Below are 18,658 nucleotides of genomic sequence, written 5' to 3'. Positions count from 1 at the left end.
TGCCCCGCGGGCCGGCGGATCCTCCTCCCGCCGGCCCGGAATTCCTCCCAAGATCCCGTCGTGACGCTCTCGAAAGGGGCTCACGCCTTGAGGCCCGGAACACCCTTCCGGGCCTCCTTTTTTGTCCAGAGCGTTTCACCGTTTCACGGAAACGGCGATCCGCTCCATCCCTTTGCTTTTACGCAATTCCGGACGGAGGGCTATGGCGAACGCGCCGAACCTAACCGCTCACACTTTTCCTGGAATTGCTGTGGGGCCTGACGTTTCGCCGTTTACGCAAAGGATGGCGGGCCGCAAGCCCGCCATCCTTTGTTGCAGATGAGGTTCGGTAAAAGGCCATGGTTAATGCGGCCTTAACCTTCCCCCCGATAGTCTGGCGTTCGAATCTGCCGGGGTGCGCCAAGCGCCCGGCCAGGCAACGATCACGGGGAAGAGGCATGCGTTCAGGCGCTTCAGCACCGCTCGCGCTGACCGATACGGGGCACGGCATCCAGGCATTCGCGCGGCGCCAGGTCGGGCGGCTGATCGGCGCCGGGCTGTTCCTGTTCACCGCCTTCGGCATCGCGGCCTTGGCCACGTGGAACGTTGCCGACCCGAGCTTCTCGCACGCCACCAGCAACGTCGTCACCAACGCCATGGGCTATGCGGGTGCTGTGTTCTCCGACCTTGCCATGCAGTTCTTCGGCCTTGCCGCCGTCGCCGGGCTGGTGCCGGCGGTGATCTGGGGCTTTCTGCTTTTCACCGCGCGCGGCGTCGATAAATTGCCGAAGCGCGGCTTCGCCTGGTTCGGCTTCGCGCTTCTGGCCGCGGCTATCGCCGGCTGCGTGACGCCGCCCAACACCTGGCCGCTGCCGACCGGACTCGGCGGCGTCTTCGGCGATATGGTGCTGAAGATCCCCGGTATCGCGGTCGGCGGCTATCCGAAAGGGCTTTTCGCCAGCATCATCGCGGTCGTCCTCGCCGCGCCGATGTTATGGCTGTTTGCCTATGGGTCGGCGCTGATCGCGCGCAAGAACGGCTTCGCCGTCATGGAGCGCAGCGCCGCGCCCGATCCGCGCGAGCAGGACGAGATGCTGTTCGACGAGGATGAGGACGAGGGCGATGAGGGAATACTCGCGCTCGGCGCCGTCACCCATTGGTGGCTGTCGTTCCGCGCCTTCCTGCACCGCCGCGCCGCGCGCCGCAGGCGGGAGCGCGACGAGTTCGAGCCGCCGATGGAGCCCAAGGCCAGCGCCTGGCGGCGCGCCGCCGAGCGCGTCGAATCGGCCGAATTCGCCGAAAGCCGGATGAGCCCGGGCGGCCGCGCCCGTGTCGAGCCGGAATTCTTCGCCGCCATGGTCAATGACCGCAGCGTCTCGGTCGATCCGGCGGACCAGGATATTTTCGACGACGAGCAGGACGAGGACGTCGACCTCGACGACTTCGACGACGAGGCGCCTGCCCAGCGGCGCGGCGCGGCGCCCAGGGTGCGGAACTTCCGCTCCGATGCCGAGACCCGCGTCGAGGCGCCGGCGGCGCGGCCGGTGCCGGGCGCCCGTGTCCAGCGCGAGGCGCAGACCTCGCTGATCGGTTCCGACACGTTCGAGATGCCGTCGCTGCACTTCCTGTCCGAGCCGAAGAACGTCGCCAAGGATCCAAGCCTGTCGAAGGACGCCCTGGAGCAGAACGCGCGGCTCCTCGAGGGCGTGCTGGAGGATTTCGGCGTCAAGGGCGAGATCATCCATGTCCGCCCCGGTCCCGTCGTCACGCTCTACGAGCTGGAGCCGGCGCCAGGCATCAAGTCCTCGCGCGTCATCGGCCTGTCCGACGACATCGCCCGCTCGATGAGCGCGATCGCCTGCCGCGTCGCGGTGGTGCCCGGCCGCAACGCCATCGGTATCGAGCTGCCCAACGCCAAGCGCGAGACGGTCTATCTCAGAGAGATCATGGCCAGCCGCGACTTCGAGACGACGAAGGCAAAGCTGGCGCTGGCGCTCGGCAAGACGATCAATGGCGAGGCGGTTATCGTCGACATCGCCAAGATGCCGCACGTGCTGGTCGCCGGCACCACCGGCTCGGGCAAGTCGGTCGCCATCAACACAATGATCCTGTCGCTGCTCTACCGGATGACGCCGCAGGAATGCCGGCTGATCATGATCGACCCCAAGATGCTCGAGCTTTCCGTCTATGACGGCATCCCGCATCTTTTGACGCCGGTCGTCACCGATCCGAAGAAGGCGGTCGTGGCGCTGAAATGGACCGTGCGCGAGATGGAGGACCGCTACCGCAAGATGTCCAAGGTCGGCGTGCGCAACATCGACGGCTTCAACGCACGCGTTCAGCAAGCGGAGAAAAAGGGCGAGAAGATCTCGCGCACGGTGCAGACCGGCTTCGACCGCCAGACCGGCGAGGCGATCTACGAGACCGAGAACCTCGATCTCGAGCCGATGCCCTATATCGTGGTCATCATCGACGAGATGGCCGACCTGATGATGGTGGCCGGCAAGGATATCGAAGGCGCGGTGCAGCGCCTGGCGCAGATGGCGCGTGCCGCCGGCATCCATGTCATCATGGCGACGCAACGTCCCTCGGTCGACGTCATCACCGGCACCATCAAGGCCAATTTCCCGACCCGCATCTCCTTCCAGGTGACGTCGAAGATCGACAGCCGCACCATCCTCGGCGAGCAGGGCGCCGAGCAGCTGCTCGGCATGGGCGACATGCTCTACATGGCCGGCGGCGGGCGCATCCAGCGCGTCCACGGTCCGTTCGTCTCGGACGACGAGGTTGAGCGGATCGTCGCGCATCTCAAACTGCAGGGCGTGCCGGAATATCTCGACGCCATCACCGAGGACGACGAGGAAGAGGACGAGGACGGTCCGTCCGGCAAGGGCGGTTCCGGCGGCGGTGGGGGCGGCAATTTCGAGGATTCCGACGATCCCTACGACCAGGCGGTGGCGGTGGTGCTGCGCGACGGCAAGGCTTCGACCAGCTACATCCAGCGGCGGCTCGGCATCGGCTACAACCGCGCCGCCTCGATCATCGAGAAGATGGAGAAGGAAGGCATTGTCGGCCCGGCCAACCATGCCGGCAAACGCGAGATTCTGGTGCCGACCGAGGACGAGGGTTTGTCGACATTCAGGTGAGGCCGGCCTGACCTGAATATCGGCAAACTCTTGGCCCGGCGACGTGCCAACCGGGTCAGCCGGCAACCGGAAATCGTCTGGCGCGTTTGTGCGAAGTTGTCGCGCACCCGCCAAACTTAGGCCCCAGTGGGAGTCCAGATACTGCCACGACACGAATCACAGGAAGTGACCGGCATGAAGACCCAGACCGAATTCGCCATCACCCGCCGCCAACTCCTCGGCCTCGGCTTGATGTTTGGCGGAGCTGCCGCTCTCAACCTTGTGCCTGGATACCAGCTTGTGGCAGCCGCGCAGGCGGCGGTACCGCCGGCGGCACAGAAGATCGCCGATCATTTCTCCTCGGTGAAGTCGATGAGCGGCGAATTCGTCCAGTTCGGTCCTAAAGGCGAGCAGACGGGCGGCAAGTTCTTTCTCGAGCGTCCGGGCAAGATCCGCTTCAACTATGACGGTTCGTCGAACTTCCGCGTCATCTCCGACGGCAAGTCGGTGGTGATCCTCAATAAGAAGCTCAACACATCCGACCTCTACCCGCTGTCGAAAACGCCACTGAAATTGCTGCTCGACGACCGGATCGACCTCTCCGGCGGGCGCGTCAAGGCCGTCAAGGAAGAGGACGACCTCACCACGATCAAGCTTTCCGACAAGTCGGTGTTCGGCAATGCCATGATCACCATGATGTTCGACCCGAAGACCTACGATCTGCGCCAGTGGACGATCACCGACGCTCAAGGGAAAGACACCACGGTGATGATCTTCAACACCAAGGAAGGCGTCAGCTTCCCGCCCGACACGTTCGCGATCGATTATACGGCGAACCGCGAGCTGAATACGAAGACGCGGTAGATTCAGGTGAGGCCGGCCTGCAAATGGCGGTCTCCTGCGCTTCCGGTGCTCACGTACTTTAAGTACGCTCCGCTCCGGTTCTCGGAGACCACCATTTTCGACTCGGCCTGACCTGAATCGGGGTCGCTGATGGAAGCGAGCGCAGCCGCAAAGGTTGGCTTGTCTTTCCGGCGCGCGGCTGGCACTAGTTCGGCGACTCCTTTCCGGACCCGCCTGAATGCCTTTCACCATCGCCACCTGGAACATCAACTCCGTGCGCCTGCGCATGCCGATCGTCGAGCGGCTGCTGAAGGAGCACGCGCCGGACGTGCTCTGCCTGCAGGAAACCAAGGTGCCGGACGAGCTCTTTCCGGAGAAGGCATTCCGCAAGGCCGGCTACGAGCACATCCTGTTCCACGGCCAGAAGGGCTATCACGGCGTGGCCACCGTGGCGCGCCGGCCGATCGAGCTGGTCGAGAAGCGGCGCTTCTGCGAAATCGACGATAGCCGGCACCTTTCGGTCAGGGTCCAGGCGGGCGGCAAATCGGTGCTGGTGCATAATTTCTATGTGCCGGCCGGCGGCGACGAGCCGGATCCGGAGATCAACCGCAAATTCCGTCACAAGCTCGACTTCGTTTACGAGATGAACTCCGTGCCGGCGAGCGGCGACGAATCGTCAGCCTCGATCCTGGTCGGCGACCTGAACATCGCGCCGCTGGAGCACGACGTCTGGTCGCACAAGCAATTGCTCAACGTCGTCAGCCATACGCCGGTCGAGACGACAAATTTCGAAGCGATGCGCAAGGCCGGCGGCTGGGTCGACCTGATGCGGCTCAACATGCCCGCCGAGCAGAAACTCTACACCTGGTGGAGCTATCGCGCGAAAGACTGGGAGGCGTCGAACCGCGGCCGCCGCCTCGACCATGTCTGGTCGTCGGCAAATCTGGTGCCGAGCTTCAAAGGCTACGAGATCCTGCAGGCGGCGCGCGGCTGGGAGAAGCCGTCGGATCATGTGCCGGTGATCGCGCGTTTTGATTTGGATTGACGACGACGGGTGGGGCGCCTGCCTCGCGGCCGCCGCTGATCCGCTCCTCGCGTGCTACCCCGTAAACCTTGGCGCCAGTTCCTCGATCCGGGCGATCATCTGCTGGAATTCTTCCAGGATGCGCTCATGCAACAGGACCGCGATCTCGGGATATTCTTCCAGGATTCGGTGAAACATCTTGCGGCTCAGCCGGATCACTTCCGAATCGACCGCGGCGGAGGCGCTGGTCAGCCGGTTGGTGTCGGCGATCAGCGCCAGTTCGCTCAGCATGGTGCCCGGACCCGCAGTGCCGATCGGGACGCGTTCGCCCCCTAGCTCCCGGTAGAGCGTGATCAAGCCGCTGACCACGATGTAGGCAGAGTCGGCGACGTCGTCCTCGCGGTAGAGCTTGTGGTCGGCCTGCAGCACGGTGGTCTCGGCGCCGAAGGCGAGCAGGCGCAGCTGTTCCTGCGTGAAGCCCTGGAAAAGCTTCACACCGGACAGGATGCGGATGTCGTCATCCAGCGCCATCCTAGCTGTGTCCCCGAGCGGTCAGTCCAGTCCCTCCTTTGGAGCGGCGCGCCCTCCTGGGCACGCGAAAAACGCTCCGCCATGCATCGTGCGATGCTTGCAACGAGCCGATCCATCACCCTCCAGCACCAGGATCGTACCCGAGGCGGTCCCGCCCGACCGCTCTGTCTCTTTTGGCTCAATTCCGGACGGAAGGCTACGGCGAAGCCGCCAAGCTCAACCGTTTCGTAGTTTTCCTGGAATTGCTTAGATCATGAAATGTTTAAGGAACCAGCTTGTAGCCGCCGCTTTCTGTCACAAGAATTTCGGCATTGGAAGGATCGCGCTCGATCTTCTGGCGCAACCGATAGACATGGGTCTCCAGCGTGTGCGTGGTGACGCCGGAATTGTAGCCCCACACCTCTTCCAAAAGCACGTCGCGCGTCACCACCTTCTGGTCGGCGCGGTAGAGATATTTGATGATCGAGGCTTCCTTCTCGGTCAGCCGCACCTTGGCGCCGCGCGGATCGACCAACAGCTTCTGGCTGGGCTTGAACGTGTAGGGTCCGACCGAGAAGGTGGCGTCCTCGCTCTGCTCATGCTGCCGAAGCTGGGCGCGAATGCGCGCCAAAAGCACGGCGAAGCGGAAGGGCTTGGTCACATAATCGTTGGCGCCGGCCTCGAGACCCAGAATCGTGTCTGAATCGGTGTCGTGGCCGGTCAGCATGATGATCGGCGCCTTGTAGCCGCCCTTGCGCAGGATCTTCACCGCCTCACGGCCATCCATGTCGGGCAGGCCGACATCCATGATGAGCAGGTCGACAACGCCGCTGCGCGCGGCGGCAACGCCTTTTGCGGCGGTCGATTCCTGCTGGACGTCGAATTCCTCGTAGAGCGCCAGCTGCTCGACCAGGGTGGAGCGCAGGTCGTCGTCGTCATCGACGATCAGGATGGTGCGTGATGTCATGGATATCAATCCGTTGTTTTAAAAAGAATATTCAGTTGACCTCCCCCCATTTATGCGGAAGCTCACCGGCGCAACAGCCGATCACAGTGATTTGTTCCGTGACACGATCATACAAGAAAAAACGCGCGCGCAATGAGGCGGGCGCATTTTTGCCGAAGGGCTTGCGCGTTTTGGTGGTGCGCGCGAGGCCCGGCAACCCCGCACAGGGCTTCCTGCAAGCCGGCAAAACGGTGTTTCCCTGCGCCCTGGGGCGCGGCGGGATTACCGCCAACAAGCATGAAGGGGATGGCGCGACGCCGCTGGCGTCGATGCGCATCCTGTCAGGCTATTTTCGGTGCGATCATTTCGCGGGCGGGCGCAGGACGAGGCTGCCGATGGCGCCGATCGGTCCGGATCTCGGCTGGTGCGAGGTGCCGGACGACCGCAACTACAACCGCCCGGTGAAGATCCCATATGGCGCGAGCCATGAGCGGATGAAGCGCGACGACCGGCTCTACGATCTCTGCCTGGTGCTCGACTGGAACATCGCGCCGCGCTTGCGCGGGCGCGGCAGCGCGATCTTCTTCCATCTGGCGCGGCCGGGCTTCACGCCGACCCAAGGCTGCGTGGCGGTGACGGCGCGGACCATGGCGAGGCTGCTTCCGTTGTTGTCGGACAGGACGGTGGTGAAGGTGGTGAGGTAGGGTGAGGCCGGCAAACGGCGGTCTCGGAAGCCGCCGAGTTTGGCCGCTTCGCGACTCCGGTGCCTAGCCTTTCGTGTAGTCAGGCCCAACACGCGTCGGCAGGCCGTCGGCGAGTTTCAACCAGGGGAGCTTCTCTTCAAAAGCGACATGCAGCGTGGGCGCGAACTTCTTCGGCTCCTCCATTGCCGCGGCAAAGAAATGCATGACGTCGGACATCTTCTTCGAGCGGAAGGACAGCGGCGTGCCGCAGTGATCGCAAAATGTTCTTTCCACGCCGGGAGAAGAATTGAAAACCTTTGGCGGCTTGCCGAGCCACCGCCATTGGTCGTCCAGGACGCCGATGTAGGCGGTCATCGGCGCAGAACATTGCCGCCGGCAACTTTCACAATGACAGACTACGCAGGCCTGTGGCGGACCATCGACTTCGAAAGCAATAGCGCCGCATAGGCAGTGGCCACGCATGTGAATTCTCCTTCAGCTGATCGACCCGCTGGCGCTAAAGCCCGTCATGCCGGTGAAAGCGCCAGCGGTGTATGCATTAGCGATGGGACCGACGCGGACGCTGCCAGCCGGCGTCCAGCAAGCCGATGCGGCCGAGCTCCCTGTCCATTCTCTTGGAGATATCCCGGCGTTCGGCGCCGATGTCGCGCAACTGGCTGTCGGAGAGGTCTTCGACCGACTCCTGCGAAAGTCGGGCTGCGACGCGGGCCTGGCGCAGCCAATCGCGTGCCGAATGCAGCCAAAGGGCTACGCCGGAAGGCGATTCCAGGGTGGTGCAGGGCTTCAGGGCGATCTCAGACATGGCTCTATCCGTGTTTCTCCGGATATCAAATCCGGTTTGATAGTGTTTCGATGAAGCCATCATGCCGGATTGAAAAACAAACGAGAAACGAGTAGTTCTTTTCTGATCATCAAGTTTTATTTGGAGATGGGATGTCCAAGCTGCTGCCCGGGACGCGCGCTCTGAGGACATTCGAGGCGGCCGCCAGGCACCTCAACTTCACCCGCGCCGCCGACGAGCTTGGCCTGACGCCGGCGGCCGTCAGCCACCAGATCAAGGAAATCGAGGATCAGCTCGACCTGGTGCTGTTCACGCGCACCAGCCGCACCATCCGGCTGACCGAAGCGGGCAGCTTGCTTCACGACGCGTCGATCGATGCGCTCGACCTGCTCAGCCGCGCCGTCAGCCGCGCGCGCAAGATGACGCGCGGCACATCCTTGTTGAAGGTGACGCTCGACGCGCAGTTCGCCACAAAGTGGCTGATGCGGCGCGTCGACGATTTCCGCCAGCAGAAGCCCGGCATCGAGCTGCGCTTCGACATCACCTACGATGTCAGGGATTTCGAACGCGACGATGTCGATATCGGCATCCGCTTCGGCACCGGCAGATATCCGGGGCTCGTCGCGCACCGGCTGTTCGAGAACATCATCATCCCGGTGTGCAGCCCGGCGCTGCTGGTGTCAGGTCCGCCGCTGAGGGAGCCGCGCGACCTGTTCAACCACACGCTTGCGCATATCGAATGGTCGCGGCAGGGCGTGACCTGGCCGAACTGGAGCATGTGGATGCACGCGGCCGGCGTCGATGATTTCGACGACAGCCGCACGCTGGTCTTCGGATCGTCGACCGATGCCACCCAGGCGGCGCTCGACGGCAATGCGGTGGCGCTCGCCGACTTCGCCATGGTCGCCAACGATCTTTCGCAGGGGCGCCTGGTACGGCCGTTCGAGCTCGGCATCAAGGTCGCGCCGGAATTTGCCTATTTCCTCGTCTATCCCGAGGCCGCGAAGGACGACGCGCGGATCATCGCCTTCCGCGAATGGCTGTTGGACGAGGTGGCGAAAACGCCGACATAAGACCTGTCGTCAGCCCGCTGGGGCGGCCGGCGCGCCGAACCAGCCAATGATGGCGCCGATGATCAGCATCACGCCCAGCCAGTGGCCGGCATCGATCAGCGTCAGCGTCCAGCCGAAGCCCTGATAGCGGTGATTGGCGGTCAAGGTGGTGGCGATGAAGCCGAGCCAAAGCACGAAGCCGAACAGCAAGCCCGCGACCGGGTTCGGCTCGCCGCCGGTGATTGCCCCCACCACCAGCGTCAGGACGAGCGCCATGATGAGCTCGGCGATGAAGCTGATAACGAACGGAAGGGCTGAGCGCTTCATGGTGGCCGGGTCGAGCTTCGCCGCGTTCAACCAAGGCTTGCTCAAACCCATGTACCAGACGGCGCCGAACAACCATGCGACGACGGCGGCGACGATCACCGCCAGCCAGTTCACGACCGAAAAATCCATGCTTTCCCCTCCAAATCGAAATGCGATGGAACGCTTGTTCGGCGATCGCGTCAAGCAAGGCGCCAGACAGTCGTGCGCTTGACCTCGGCATCTTCCAGCACCCGCGTCACCGGGACCTCATAGACGGCAAGCGACTGCAGTCCGGTCCTGGGCAGGTAGGCGCGGCCGGGATCGCCGACGAGGATGTCGGCGCCGCGTGCCCGCAGGCCCGCGAACCAGGGCATGAGCCTCTCGGCGAAGGCCTTGTCGTAGAAGACGTCGCCGGCAAGCACGACGTCCCAGCCACCGTCGGAGCCGACACAGTCCGCGCCGAGGAACTCCACTACGACGGCGTTGGCTTCGAGGTTGAGCGCGATCGCCGTCGCGCAAAACGGGTCGATGTCGGCGGCGATGACTTCCGCAGCACCTGCCTTAATCGCCGCGATCGCGACGAGGCCCGAGCCGGAGGCGAAATCGAGCACGCGTTTTCCCCGCACGGTTCCGGGATGATCGAGCACATAGCGGGCGAGGCCCTGGCCGCCGGCCCAGGCGAAGGCCCAGAAGGGTGGTGGCAGCCCGATCTCGGCCAGTTCCTCCTCGGTGCGCAGCCAAAGATCATGCGCCTCGTCGGCGAGGTGCAAAAGCACTTCGGGAACATGCGGCGGCGCCATCAGCGCCGTGTTGTCGAGGATGAATTTCTTGGCGCTCTTGGGCGTGAGGTTCGTCACGGCGCCGGGTTGAGCTCGGCCATGCGGCAGACCTCTTTCCATTCGGCCGGCGTTACCGGCTGCACGGAAAGCCGGCCGAGCCGCACCAGCGCCATCTCGGCAAGCTTGGGATTGGCCTTGACCTGTTCCAATGTCACCGGCTTCGGCACGTCCTTGAAGGCGCGGATGTCGACGCATTCCCAGCGCGGATCGTCGGTCGTCGTATCGGGATGCGCCAGCGCGCAGACCTCGGCGATGCCGACGATGTTGAGCCCCTCATTGGAATGATAGAAGAAGCCGAGATCGCCGATCTGCATCGCCTTCATGTTGTTGCGGGCAGCGTAGTTGCGCACGCCGTCCCACTGCGTGCCGGCCTTGCCCTTGGCCTTCAGCGCCTCGAAGGAAAAGACCGAGGGTTCGGACTTGAACAGCCAGTAGTTCATATCGTTTGTCCCGTTGCTTTGCCGCACCGCCACGCATGGCGTTCCCGTCTATGCTTACTCTCTCGCTGTCGCTGCGGCGAGAGCCGCGAACAATCATGCGCCGGCGGGCTTCTGGAACACCCAGTTCCACGGACGGATCTGGACGCTCTCGAACAGGCCGGCCTTGGCGTAGGGATCGGCGGCGGCCAGGGCCTGGGCTCCGGCCATGTCCGGCGCCTCGATCATCACCAGGCTGCCGTCCGGCTTGCCGTCGGCGTCGAGGAACGGTCCGGCAAAGGCAAGCTTGCCTTCAGCGATCAGGCCTTCCAGGAACGCCGCATGCGCCGGTCGCGTGTCGACGCGCAGCTGCAGGCTGCCGGGCTTGTCCTTGCAAATCAATGCAAACAGCATTTTTCAACTCCGATGGTTCAGATGTCGGTTTCGGTCTTGAGCGGGCGTGTCATCAGCGCGGTCACCGCCTGGCCGATGGTTATCTTGCCGTCGAGGATGGCGGCGACGGCCGAAATGATCGGCGCCTCGATGCCACGCTCGGCGGCGATGCGGGCGGCGATGCCCGCCGTGGGCACGCCTTCGGCCAGTGGCAGGCCGGCAAGCGGCTTGCCCTGGCCGAGCGCCAGACCATAGGCGAAATTGCGCGACTGTGCCGAGGAGCAGGTGAGCAAGAGGTCGCCAAGGCCGGAAAGTCCCATCAGCGTCTCCGGCCTGGCCCCGAAAGCGGCGCCGATGCGGCGCAGTTCGACGAAGCCGCGCGTCACCATGGCGGCCTGGGCGCTGGCGCCGAGGCCCGCGCCGGTGACGGCGCCAGCGGCGATGGCGAAGACGTTCTTCAGCGCGCCGCCGATCTCGACGCCGATCAGGTCGTCGCTGGAATAGCAGCGCAGGTTCTCCGCCGAGAAGCGCGCGGCAAGCTCCGCCGCCAATTCCGCCTCGCGGGCGGCGACCACCACGGCGGTCGGCAGGCCGCGCGCGACGTCGCTGGCGAAGCTCGGACCGGAAAGTGCGGCGACCGGATTGTTGGGCAGGCTTTCCTCGACGATCGTCGAGAGCAGCGCGCCGGTGTCGCGCTCGATGCCCTTGGCGCAGAGCACCAGCGGCACGCCCGCAGGAACGTGGTTGCGGGCATAGGCCAGGACGGCGCGCAGCGACTGCGCCGGCGTCACCGCGAGCACGCAGTCGGTGCCGTCGAGGGCAGCTGCAATGTCGCTGGTGGCCGCGATGCCGGGCTCGATGCTGATGCCCGGCAGATAGCGCGCGTTCTCGCCGCGGGCGATGGCGGCGACGGTTTCGGTGTCGCGCGCATAGAGGCGCACATCATGGCCGGCGCGCAGCATGGCCAGCGCCAGTGCGGTGCCCCAGGCGCCGCCGCCCAGCACCGCAACACGCCAGCCGCTGGCGGATCGCTTGGCTGTCATGCCTTGGCACCACGTCGGCCCGAGCCGACCATGGGCGTGGAAACGCTGTCGAGCGGCCAGCGCGAACGCGGCACGAAGTCGGCGGTGTTTTCGTCGGCGATCCCGGCGCGCAGGCGTTCGATGCCGGCCCAGGCGATCATCGCTGCATTGTCGGTGCACAGTTTCTGCGGCGGCGCGACAAAGGCGAAGCCGGCTTGCGAGCAAAGCGCTTCAAGCGTCGCCTTGATGGTGCGGTTGGCGGCGACGCCGCCGGCGACGACCAGCGCCGGCTTTGCCTGGTCGGGGAATTCCTGGCGGAAACGGGCCAGCGCGCGCGCCACGCGGTCGCCCAGCGCGTCGGCCACCGCCGCCTGGAAGGAGGCGCAGATGTCGGCGACGTCCTGGTCGCTCAACGGCGCGATCGCTGTCGCCGCCTGGCGCACCGCCGTCTTCAGGCCGGAGAAGGAAAAGTCCGGTTGCGCCGAGCCCTTCATCGGGCGCGGGAAGGCAAATCGGCCGGCGTCGCCGCTGGCCGCGGCCTTCTCGACATTCGGTCCGCCGGGATAGGGCAGGCCAAGCATCTTGGCCGTCTTGTCGAAGGCTTCGCCGAGCGCATCGTCGATCGTGGTCGCCCAGCGCTGGTAATCGCCGACGCCGCGCACTGCGACGATCTGGGTGTGGCCGCCGGAGACGAGCAGAAGCAGATAGGGGAAGTTGAGACCGTCGGTCAGCCGCGCCGTCAACGCGTGGCCTTCCAGGTGGTTGATGGCGATCAGCGGCTTGTTCGCGGCGGCGGCGATCGCCTTGGCCGTCATCAGGCCAACTATCAGCCCGCCGACGAGACCGGGCCCTGCCGTCGCGGCGATGGCGTCGACCTCGTCCAGCGACACGGCCGAATCGGCAAGCGCCGCCTCGACGATCCCGTCCAGGGCTTCGACATGGGCGCGCGCGGCAATCTCCGGCACGACGCCGCCAAAGGCCGCGTGCTCCTCGATCTGGCTAAGCACGACGTTGGACAGGATTTCCGGCGCGGCGCCACCGTCCAGCGCCACCACGCTGGCCGCCGTCTCGTCGCAACTCGTCTCAATGCCCAGAACGCGGATCAATTGGTCGCTGTCCATGAAGATTGTATCACCGGAGGTCTATCGATATTCAGGTGATGCCGGCCTGCAAATGGCGGGTTCCTGCGCTTCCGGTGCTCACGTATCAAAGTACGCTCCGCTCCGGTACTCGGAACCCACCATTTTCGGCGCGGCCTGACCTGAATCTCGACAGACCTCGGCAAGGACGGGGGTTATCACGGACCGCGCGCCATGCAAACTTTGAAAATCGGAACACGCGGCAGCCCGCTGGCGCTGGCCCAGGCGCATGAGACGCGGGCGCGGCTGATGCAGGCGCATGGCCTTTCCGAGGCGGCGTTCGAAGTGGTGGCCATCTCGACCAGCGGCGACCGTATCCAGGACCGGCCGCTTTCGGAGGCCGGCGGCAAGGGCCTGTTCACCAAGGAAATCGAGGAAGCGCTGCTCGACGGCCGCATCGACATCGCCGTGCATTCCTCCAAGGATATGCCGACGGTGCTGCCCGACGGATTGGAGCTTGTCACCTTCCTGCCGCGCGAGGATGCGCGCGACGCTTTCATCGGCAAACGGGCGAAGCGGATCGCCGACCTGCCGCACGGCGCGACGGTTGGATCGTCGTCGCTGCGGCGCCAGGCGCTGATCCGCCGGATGCGGCCGGACCTCGATGTGGTGATCTTTCGCGGCAATGTGCAGACCAGGCTGCGCAAGCTGGACGAGGGTGTCGCCGAAGGCACCATCCTCGCCTATGCCGGGCTGAAGCGGCTCGGGCTGGAACATGTCGTCACCGACCTGATGCCGCTGGAGGATTTCCCGCCGGCGCCGGGACAAGGCGCGATCGGCATCGAGACGCGCATCGGCGACCGCGAGGTCGAAAGAATGCTGGCGGCGATCCATCACGTGCCGACCGGCCAGGCGCTCGCCTGCGAGCGCGCCTTCCTCGCCGCGCTCGATGGATCCTGCCGCACGCCGATCGCCGGCCATGCGACGGTGTCGGGCGAGAAACTGTCCTTTGCCGGGCTGATCATCTCGCCCGACGGCACGCAATCGCATGAGGTTCGGCTGGAGGGCGAGGCTGCGGACGCGGCGGAGATCGGGCTCGACGCCGCGCGCACGGTTCGCGCCAGGGCGGGCGCCGAATTCTTCGACGGCTGGGCGTGACATGGTCCGCGTCCTGGTGACGAGGCCGGAGCCCGGCGCGTCGCGCACGGCACGACGCCTCGAAGCCCTGGGATTCCAGCCTGTCCTGCTGCCGCTGACCGAGACCAGCGCCTTGCCGGTCGAGGCGACTATCGGCGCCGATGCCGTCGCGGTTGCGGTCACCAGCGCCAATGCGGTGCGGCAAGCGCCAAAGGCGCTGATCGCGGCGCTCGCAGGCTTGCCATGCCACGCGGTTGGCAAAAGGACGGCCGAAGCCTGCCGCGCGGCGGGATTTTTATCCGTCACGGAAGGCCCGGGCGACGCAGAAGCACTGGCGGATCTCATCGCCGGCGATCTTGCCGGCAAGGCAATCGTCTATTTGTGCGGCCGTGTCCGCTTCCAGGCGTTCGAGCAGCGGCTGACGGCCGCTGACGTGCATGTCCAGCCGATCGAGACTTACGACACGACCGGCATCGACCATGGCGATGCCGAGGTGGTCACCCGCCTGTCGGGCCAGCCGGTCGAGGTCGTGCTGCTCTATTCAGCCAAGGCCAGCGCGGCGTTGGCCAACCTGATTGCGCGACCGGTCCTGAAGCAGCTCTTTGAAAAGACGGATTTTCTGACGCTTTCTGCGCGCGTCGCCAAGCCGCTGGATGGGGTAGCCGGGCACGGGATCCGGATCGCGCCGCGACCGGATGAGGACGCGCTTCTCGCGCTTTTGTCGCAACCGCGCTAGGGCATTTCACCGTTTCACGGAAACGGTGAAATGCCCTATGTCTTTGTTTTTACGCAATTCCGGACGGAAAACCGCTCACACTTTTCCTGGAATTGCTCTAAGCCGCGTCATCACACCGCCCCTTTTCACCGCTTGGTGATGTGCTAGAGCATCCTGACGCTCTGGACCCATTGATCCATCCCAAGCAATTTTGCGGAGCCCAAGCATGGTCAAGACGCCGAAGATGCGACATTCGAAGACCCGGCGCGAGCCGGTGACCATCGAACTCGAGCCCGGCGCCGTCTCGCGAATCACCGATGAGGATGCCGCGAAGGCCAAGGCCACGCAGACCGACGAGGCGAAGGCGGAAGAGGCCGCCGCCGCTTCGCAGCCGGAGGCGCCGGAAGAGCCGATCCACGCCGAGCAGGCCGATATCGAGCCGTGGGAGCATAGCGACGCCGTGCGGACGACGTCCGATAAGCCCGAGGCCGGCAAGGACGAGCCGGAAAAGCCATATCCCGGCGGCTCCGATGCGCCGAAGAGCCAGCCCAAGGGCTTCGAGTACAATTTCGAGGACGCATCCGCTGCGGCAAGCGCGAGCGCCTCGACAGCAAAGTCAGCCGACACACGGAGCGCGGTTCGCGTGCCGCAGCCGTCGCGCAAAGCCGGCGTAAACAGCATCGCCGCCGGCGTGATCGGCGGCGTGATCGCGCTTGCCGGCGCCGGCCTGCTGCAGGCGGTCGGCATGCTTGGCGCGCCGGGATCGGGCGGCGGATCGCTCGACGGCGTCAATGGCGAGATCGCTTCGCTGAAGGGCCAGATCGCGGCGCTGAAGCAAAACGGCGACACCGGTGCTTTCGCCAAGGTGGAGGGCCTTTCCTCTGCGCTGGAGCAGGTCAAGACCGATGTGGCGGCGTTGAAATCCTCGGCCGGTCAAAGCGGCGACGGTAGCGCGCTCAAGGCACTCGGCGACAAGGTCGGCCAGATCGAGACGACCGTCGCCGAGCTACAGAAGAACGGCAATGCCGCATCCGTCGATCTTGGGCCGCTCAACGAGAAGATCGCCGGGCTCGACGCGCTGGTGAAATCGACCGGCGACGCGGCCAAGGCCGAGGATGGCCGGGTGGCGGCGCTGGAGCAGTCCGTATCGCAGCTCTCCGGCAAGGTCGAGGCGCAGGCCTCGCAGCCCAAGATCGCGCTGGCGATCGCGGCTGCGGCACTGAAGTCGGCGCTCGACCGCGGCGCGCCGTTCGCGACCGAGCTCGACACCTTCGCGGCCATCGCGCCGGACGCGCCCGAGCTCGCGGCGCTGCGCTCCTATGCCGACAAGGGCGTGCCGACCCGCGCCACCATCGCCTCGGAGGCCGATGCCGCCGCTAACGCCATGGTCGAGGCGGCAAAGCCGGTCGACCAGAATGCCGGCTTCTTCCAGAGCCTGGTGTCGAGCGCGGAATCACTGGTCAAGGTGCGGCCGGTCGGCGCCATCGAAGGCAAGGGGGCGCCCGAAACCGTCGCCCGCATGGAAGTGGCGGTCAACCAGGGCGACTATGCCAAGGCGCTCAGCGAGTATGACACGCTGCCCGACGCCGCGAAGGCGGCCGGCGCCGATTTTGCCGGCAAACTGAAGGCGCGGCTGGAGGTCGAAAAGCAGCTCGAGGCGCTGATCGCCGGCGCGACGAAGGCGTGAGGATCACAAGATGATCCGTCTCCTCGCCTTCCTCGCCGTCGTCTTTGCGCTTGGACTCGGCTTCGCCTGGCTGGCCGACCGTCCGGGCGAGATGCTCGTTACCTTCAACGGCTACCAGTACCAGGTCACGCTGATGGTCGCGGCGGTGGCGATCGTCGCCGTGGTCGCCGCGGTGATGATCGTCTGGTGGCTGATCAAGTCGCTGTGGAACAGCCCCTACACGATCTCGCGCTATTTCCGGGTGCGCCGCCGCGACCGCGGCTATCAGGCGCTGTCGACCGGCATGATCGCGGCCGGCGCCGGCGACGGCGCGCTGGCGCGCAAGAAGACCAAGGAGGCGGCGAAGCTGATCAGCTCCGACCAGGAGCCGCTGATCAATCTGCTCGACGCCCAGGCCTCGCTGCTCGAAGGCGACCATGAGGGCGCACGCGAGAAATTCGAGCGCATGCTCGACGATCCCGAGATGCGGCTGCTCGGCCTGCGCGGGCTTTACCTGGAAGCTGAGCGGCTCGGCGACCGCAACGCCGCGCGACACTATGCCGGCCGCGCCGTGGCGGTGGCGCCGCAGCTCGCCTGGGCGGCCGAATCGACGCTGGAGGAACTGACCGAACGCGGCGACTGGGATGGCGCGCTGAAGCTGGTCGAGGCGCAGAAATCGACGCGGCAGATCGAGCGCGACGCCGCCAACCGCCGCCGCGCCGTGCTGCTCACCGCCAAGGCGCAGGCGCTGGTCGACAGCGACCCGAACGCTGCCCGCACCGCAGCGCTCGAGGCCAACAAGCTGGCGCCCGGTTTCGCGCCGGCGGCGGTGATTGCCGCCGATCTGGTTATCCGGCAAAACGACGTGCGCAAGGCCTCCAAGATCCTGGAGGCCGCCTGGAAGGCCGAGCCGCATCCGGATATCGCCGAACTCTACACGCATGCGAGGCCGGGCGACGCGGTGCTCGACCGCCTCAACCGCGCAAAGAAGCTGCAGGAATTGAAGAGAAACCACGCCGAGTCGTCGATGGCTGTGGCGCGCGCGGCGCTCGACGCGCAGGATTACGCGACGGCGCGGCGCGAGGCGGAGGCCGCGATCCGCATGGATCGCCGCGAAGGCGCCTACCTTTTGCTCGCCGATATCGAGGAAGCCGAGACCGGCGACCAGGGCAAGGTGCGGCAGCTCTTGTCGAAAGCCGTGCGGGCGCCACGCGATCCGGCCTGGGTAGCGGATGGCGTCATTTCCGAGCGCTGGGCACCGGTGTCGCCGGTCACCGGCAAGCTCGACGCCTTTACCTGGCGCGCGCCGATGGAGCGGCTCGGCCATCTGATCGACAGCGAGACGGATGTCGTGGTGCCGGCGATCACCGCCGCGCCTCCGGCCGCACCCGCTGAAAAGGCCATCGACATCGTTGCCGATGCTCCGACCGGGAAGCCGGCGTCGGCGAATGGCGGCGAGAAGGATTTGGCGGTTGCCGACGCGGCCGGCGAGGCGGAAGCCGTCGGGCAGGGTTCGGAGTTGCCGCCTCTGCCCGACGATCCGGGCGTCGCGCCGGAAGAGGCTGCGGAAAAATCGCCGCGCCGGTTTCGTTTGTTTTGAGGTAGGTTTTGGCGGGCAGGGAAAAGATATCGATGTTCGAGCGCGTATTGTCCTTCCTGAGGGATCTGCCTTCTGCCGGCGAGACCAAGCCGAGCGCCGATGATCCGCGGGTCGCGGCTTCCGCGCTGCTCTATCATGTGATGAACGCCGACGGCGTGCGCCAGGACGTCGAATGGGAGCGGTTCAAGCAGATCCTGGCCGAGACCTATTCGGTGAGCGGCGCGGAGCTCGACGCGCTGGCCGCCGCCGGCGAACGCGCCGACAATGAGGCGATCGACCTCTACGCCTTCACCAGCGTCTTGAAGCGCGATCTCGACCCCGAGGCGCGCAAGGCCTTCATCGGGCTGATGTGGGAAATCGTCTATGCCGATGGCGAGCTGCACGAGCTCGAGGACAACACGGTATGGCGGGTCGCCGAGCTGATCGGCGTCGAGCGGCGTGACCGCATCGAGGCGCGCCGCAAGGCGGCGGCCGAGGCGCCCGGCGCGCGGGGCAGTTCAAGCGACGAATAACAGGACCCA

The 18,658-nt window shown here is 65.6% G+C and carries 20 protein-coding genes; 10 read left to right on the top strand and 10 right to left on the bottom strand.

Annotated elements, in window-relative coordinates:
- The first annotated feature begins 437 nt into the window (after positions 1-437).
- From EN852_RS19670 to xth, 3 genes are all read left to right on the top strand, one after another.
- Complete coding sequence (locus tag EN852_RS19670; RefSeq protein WP_127876533.1) at positions 438-3,125, top strand: DNA translocase FtsK; 2,688 nt, start codon at positions 438-440, stop codon at positions 3,123-3,125.
- A gap of 174 nt (positions 3,126-3,299) precedes the next feature.
- Complete coding sequence (locus EN852_RS19665; RefSeq protein ID WP_127876532.1) at positions 3,300-3,968, top strand: outer membrane lipoprotein carrier protein LolA; 669 nt, start codon at positions 3,300-3,302, stop codon at positions 3,966-3,968.
- Positions 3,969-4,185: 217 nt separating this feature from the next.
- Positions 4,186-4,992 carry an exodeoxyribonuclease III gene (xth, locus tag EN852_RS19660; protein ID WP_127876531.1) on the top strand — a complete coding sequence of 269 codons (807 nt, stop codon included), beginning with the start codon at positions 4,186-4,188 and terminating at the stop codon, positions 4,990-4,992.
- 54 nt (positions 4,993-5,046) lie between these two features.
- On the opposite strand, the gene EN852_RS19655 is transcribed toward xth, so the two are convergent.
- Complete coding sequence (locus EN852_RS19655) at positions 5,047-5,502, bottom strand: cyclic nucleotide-binding domain-containing protein (protein ID WP_127876530.1); 456 nt, start codon at positions 5,500-5,502, stop codon at positions 5,047-5,049.
- A 262-nt stretch (positions 5,503-5,764) separates the two neighbouring features.
- Positions 5,765-6,448 (bottom strand): response regulator transcription factor, encoded by a 684-nt coding sequence (locus tag EN852_RS19650; protein WP_127876529.1) that lies wholly within the window; start codon positions 6,446-6,448, stop codon positions 5,765-5,767.
- A 149-nt stretch (positions 6,449-6,597) separates the two neighbouring features.
- Here EN852_RS19650 and EN852_RS19645 point away from each other — a divergent pair, with 149 nt between their 5' ends.
- Entirely contained in the window at positions 6,598-7,131 is a 534-nt protein-coding gene (locus EN852_RS19645) for a L,D-transpeptidase (protein WP_246694331.1), read from the top strand.
- A 63-nt stretch (positions 7,132-7,194) separates the two neighbouring features.
- Here EN852_RS19645 and EN852_RS19640 read toward each other — a convergent pair whose 3' ends face one another.
- Complete coding sequence (locus EN852_RS19640) at positions 7,195-7,593, bottom strand: GFA family protein (protein WP_127876527.1); 399 nt, start codon at positions 7,591-7,593, stop codon at positions 7,195-7,197.
- 76 nt (positions 7,594-7,669) lie between these two features.
- Positions 7,670-7,933, bottom strand: coding sequence for a hypothetical protein (locus tag EN852_RS19635; protein WP_127876526.1), 264 nt, complete (start codon positions 7,931-7,933; stop codon positions 7,670-7,672).
- Between the two features lie 131 nt (positions 7,934-8,064).
- Here EN852_RS19635 and gcvA point away from each other — a divergent pair, with 131 nt between their 5' ends.
- Positions 8,065-8,985: a transcriptional regulator GcvA gene (gcvA, locus tag EN852_RS19630; protein ID WP_127876525.1), complete on the top strand. Its 921-nt coding sequence runs from the start codon at positions 8,065-8,067 to the stop codon at positions 8,983-8,985.
- Between the two features lie 9 nt (positions 8,986-8,994).
- Here the strand turns inward: gcvA and EN852_RS19625 are convergent, their stop codons facing one another.
- From EN852_RS19625 to tsaD, 6 genes are all read right to left on the bottom strand, one after another.
- Positions 8,995-9,420 (bottom strand): DUF1761 domain-containing protein, encoded by a 426-nt coding sequence (locus EN852_RS19625; RefSeq protein ID WP_127876524.1) that lies wholly within the window; start codon positions 9,418-9,420, stop codon positions 8,995-8,997.
- Positions 9,421-9,470: 50 nt separating this feature from the next.
- A complete protein-coding gene (locus EN852_RS19620) occupies positions 9,471-10,169 on the bottom strand; it encodes a methyltransferase (RefSeq protein WP_189546059.1) in 699 nt (232 codons plus the stop codon).
- Entirely contained in the window at positions 10,124-10,549 is a 426-nt protein-coding gene (locus EN852_RS19615; RefSeq protein ID WP_127876522.1) for an EVE domain-containing protein, read from the bottom strand. The genes EN852_RS19620 and EN852_RS19615 overlap by 46 nt, the downstream gene beginning before the upstream one ends.
- A 93-nt stretch (positions 10,550-10,642) precedes the next feature.
- Positions 10,643-10,939 (bottom strand): YciI-like protein, encoded by a 297-nt coding sequence (locus tag EN852_RS19610; RefSeq protein WP_112100902.1) that lies wholly within the window; start codon positions 10,937-10,939, stop codon positions 10,643-10,645.
- 17 nt (positions 10,940-10,956) lie between these two features.
- Positions 10,957-11,961, bottom strand: a complete 1,005-nt coding sequence (locus EN852_RS19605; RefSeq protein ID WP_127876521.1) for an NAD(P)H-dependent glycerol-3-phosphate dehydrogenase — start codon at positions 11,959-11,961, stop codon at positions 10,957-10,959.
- Positions 11,958-13,043 carry a tRNA (adenosine(37)-N6)-threonylcarbamoyltransferase complex transferase subunit TsaD gene (gene tsaD, locus EN852_RS19600; RefSeq protein ID WP_189546070.1) on the bottom strand — a complete coding sequence of 362 codons (1,086 nt, stop codon included), beginning with the start codon at positions 13,041-13,043 and terminating at the stop codon, positions 11,958-11,960. Before tsaD ends, EN852_RS19605 begins: the two co-directional genes overlap by 4 nt.
- Positions 13,044-13,253: 210 nt before the next feature.
- Between tsaD and hemC the strand changes: the two genes are divergently transcribed.
- The 5 genes from hemC to EN852_RS19575 all read left to right on the top strand — a co-directional run bounded on the left by hemC (position 13,254) and on the right by EN852_RS19575 (position 18,649).
- Positions 13,254-14,177 carry a hydroxymethylbilane synthase gene (gene hemC, locus EN852_RS19595; protein WP_127876519.1) on the top strand — a complete coding sequence of 308 codons (924 nt, stop codon included), beginning with the start codon at positions 13,254-13,256 and terminating at the stop codon, positions 14,175-14,177.
- A 1-nt stretch (position 14,178) separates the two neighbouring features.
- Complete coding sequence (locus EN852_RS19590; RefSeq protein WP_127876518.1) at positions 14,179-14,892, top strand: uroporphyrinogen-III synthase; 714 nt, start codon at positions 14,179-14,181, stop codon at positions 14,890-14,892.
- A gap of 205 nt (positions 14,893-15,097) precedes the next feature.
- The gene (locus EN852_RS19585) at positions 15,098-16,558 is read left to right on the top strand and encodes a COG4223 family protein (RefSeq protein WP_127876517.1); all 1,461 of its coding nucleotides are present in this window, start codon (positions 15,098-15,100) and stop codon (positions 16,556-16,558) included.
- A 10-nt stretch (positions 16,559-16,568) separates the two neighbouring features.
- A complete protein-coding gene (locus EN852_RS19580; protein ID WP_127876516.1) occupies positions 16,569-18,137 on the top strand; it encodes a heme biosynthesis protein HemY in 1,569 nt (522 codons plus the stop codon).
- A gap of 32 nt (positions 18,138-18,169) precedes the next feature.
- Entirely contained in the window at positions 18,170-18,649 is a 480-nt protein-coding gene (locus EN852_RS19575) for a TerB family tellurite resistance protein (RefSeq protein WP_127865970.1), read from the top strand.
- Positions 18,650-18,658 lie beyond the last annotated feature (9 nt).

Origin of the sequence: Mesorhizobium sp. M2E.F.Ca.ET.209.01.1.1, assembly GCF_004010375.2 — a bacterium.
GTDB lineage: Bacteria > Pseudomonadota > Alphaproteobacteria > Rhizobiales > Rhizobiaceae > Mesorhizobium.
This window is presented reverse-complemented; position numbering and strand designations above follow the sequence as displayed.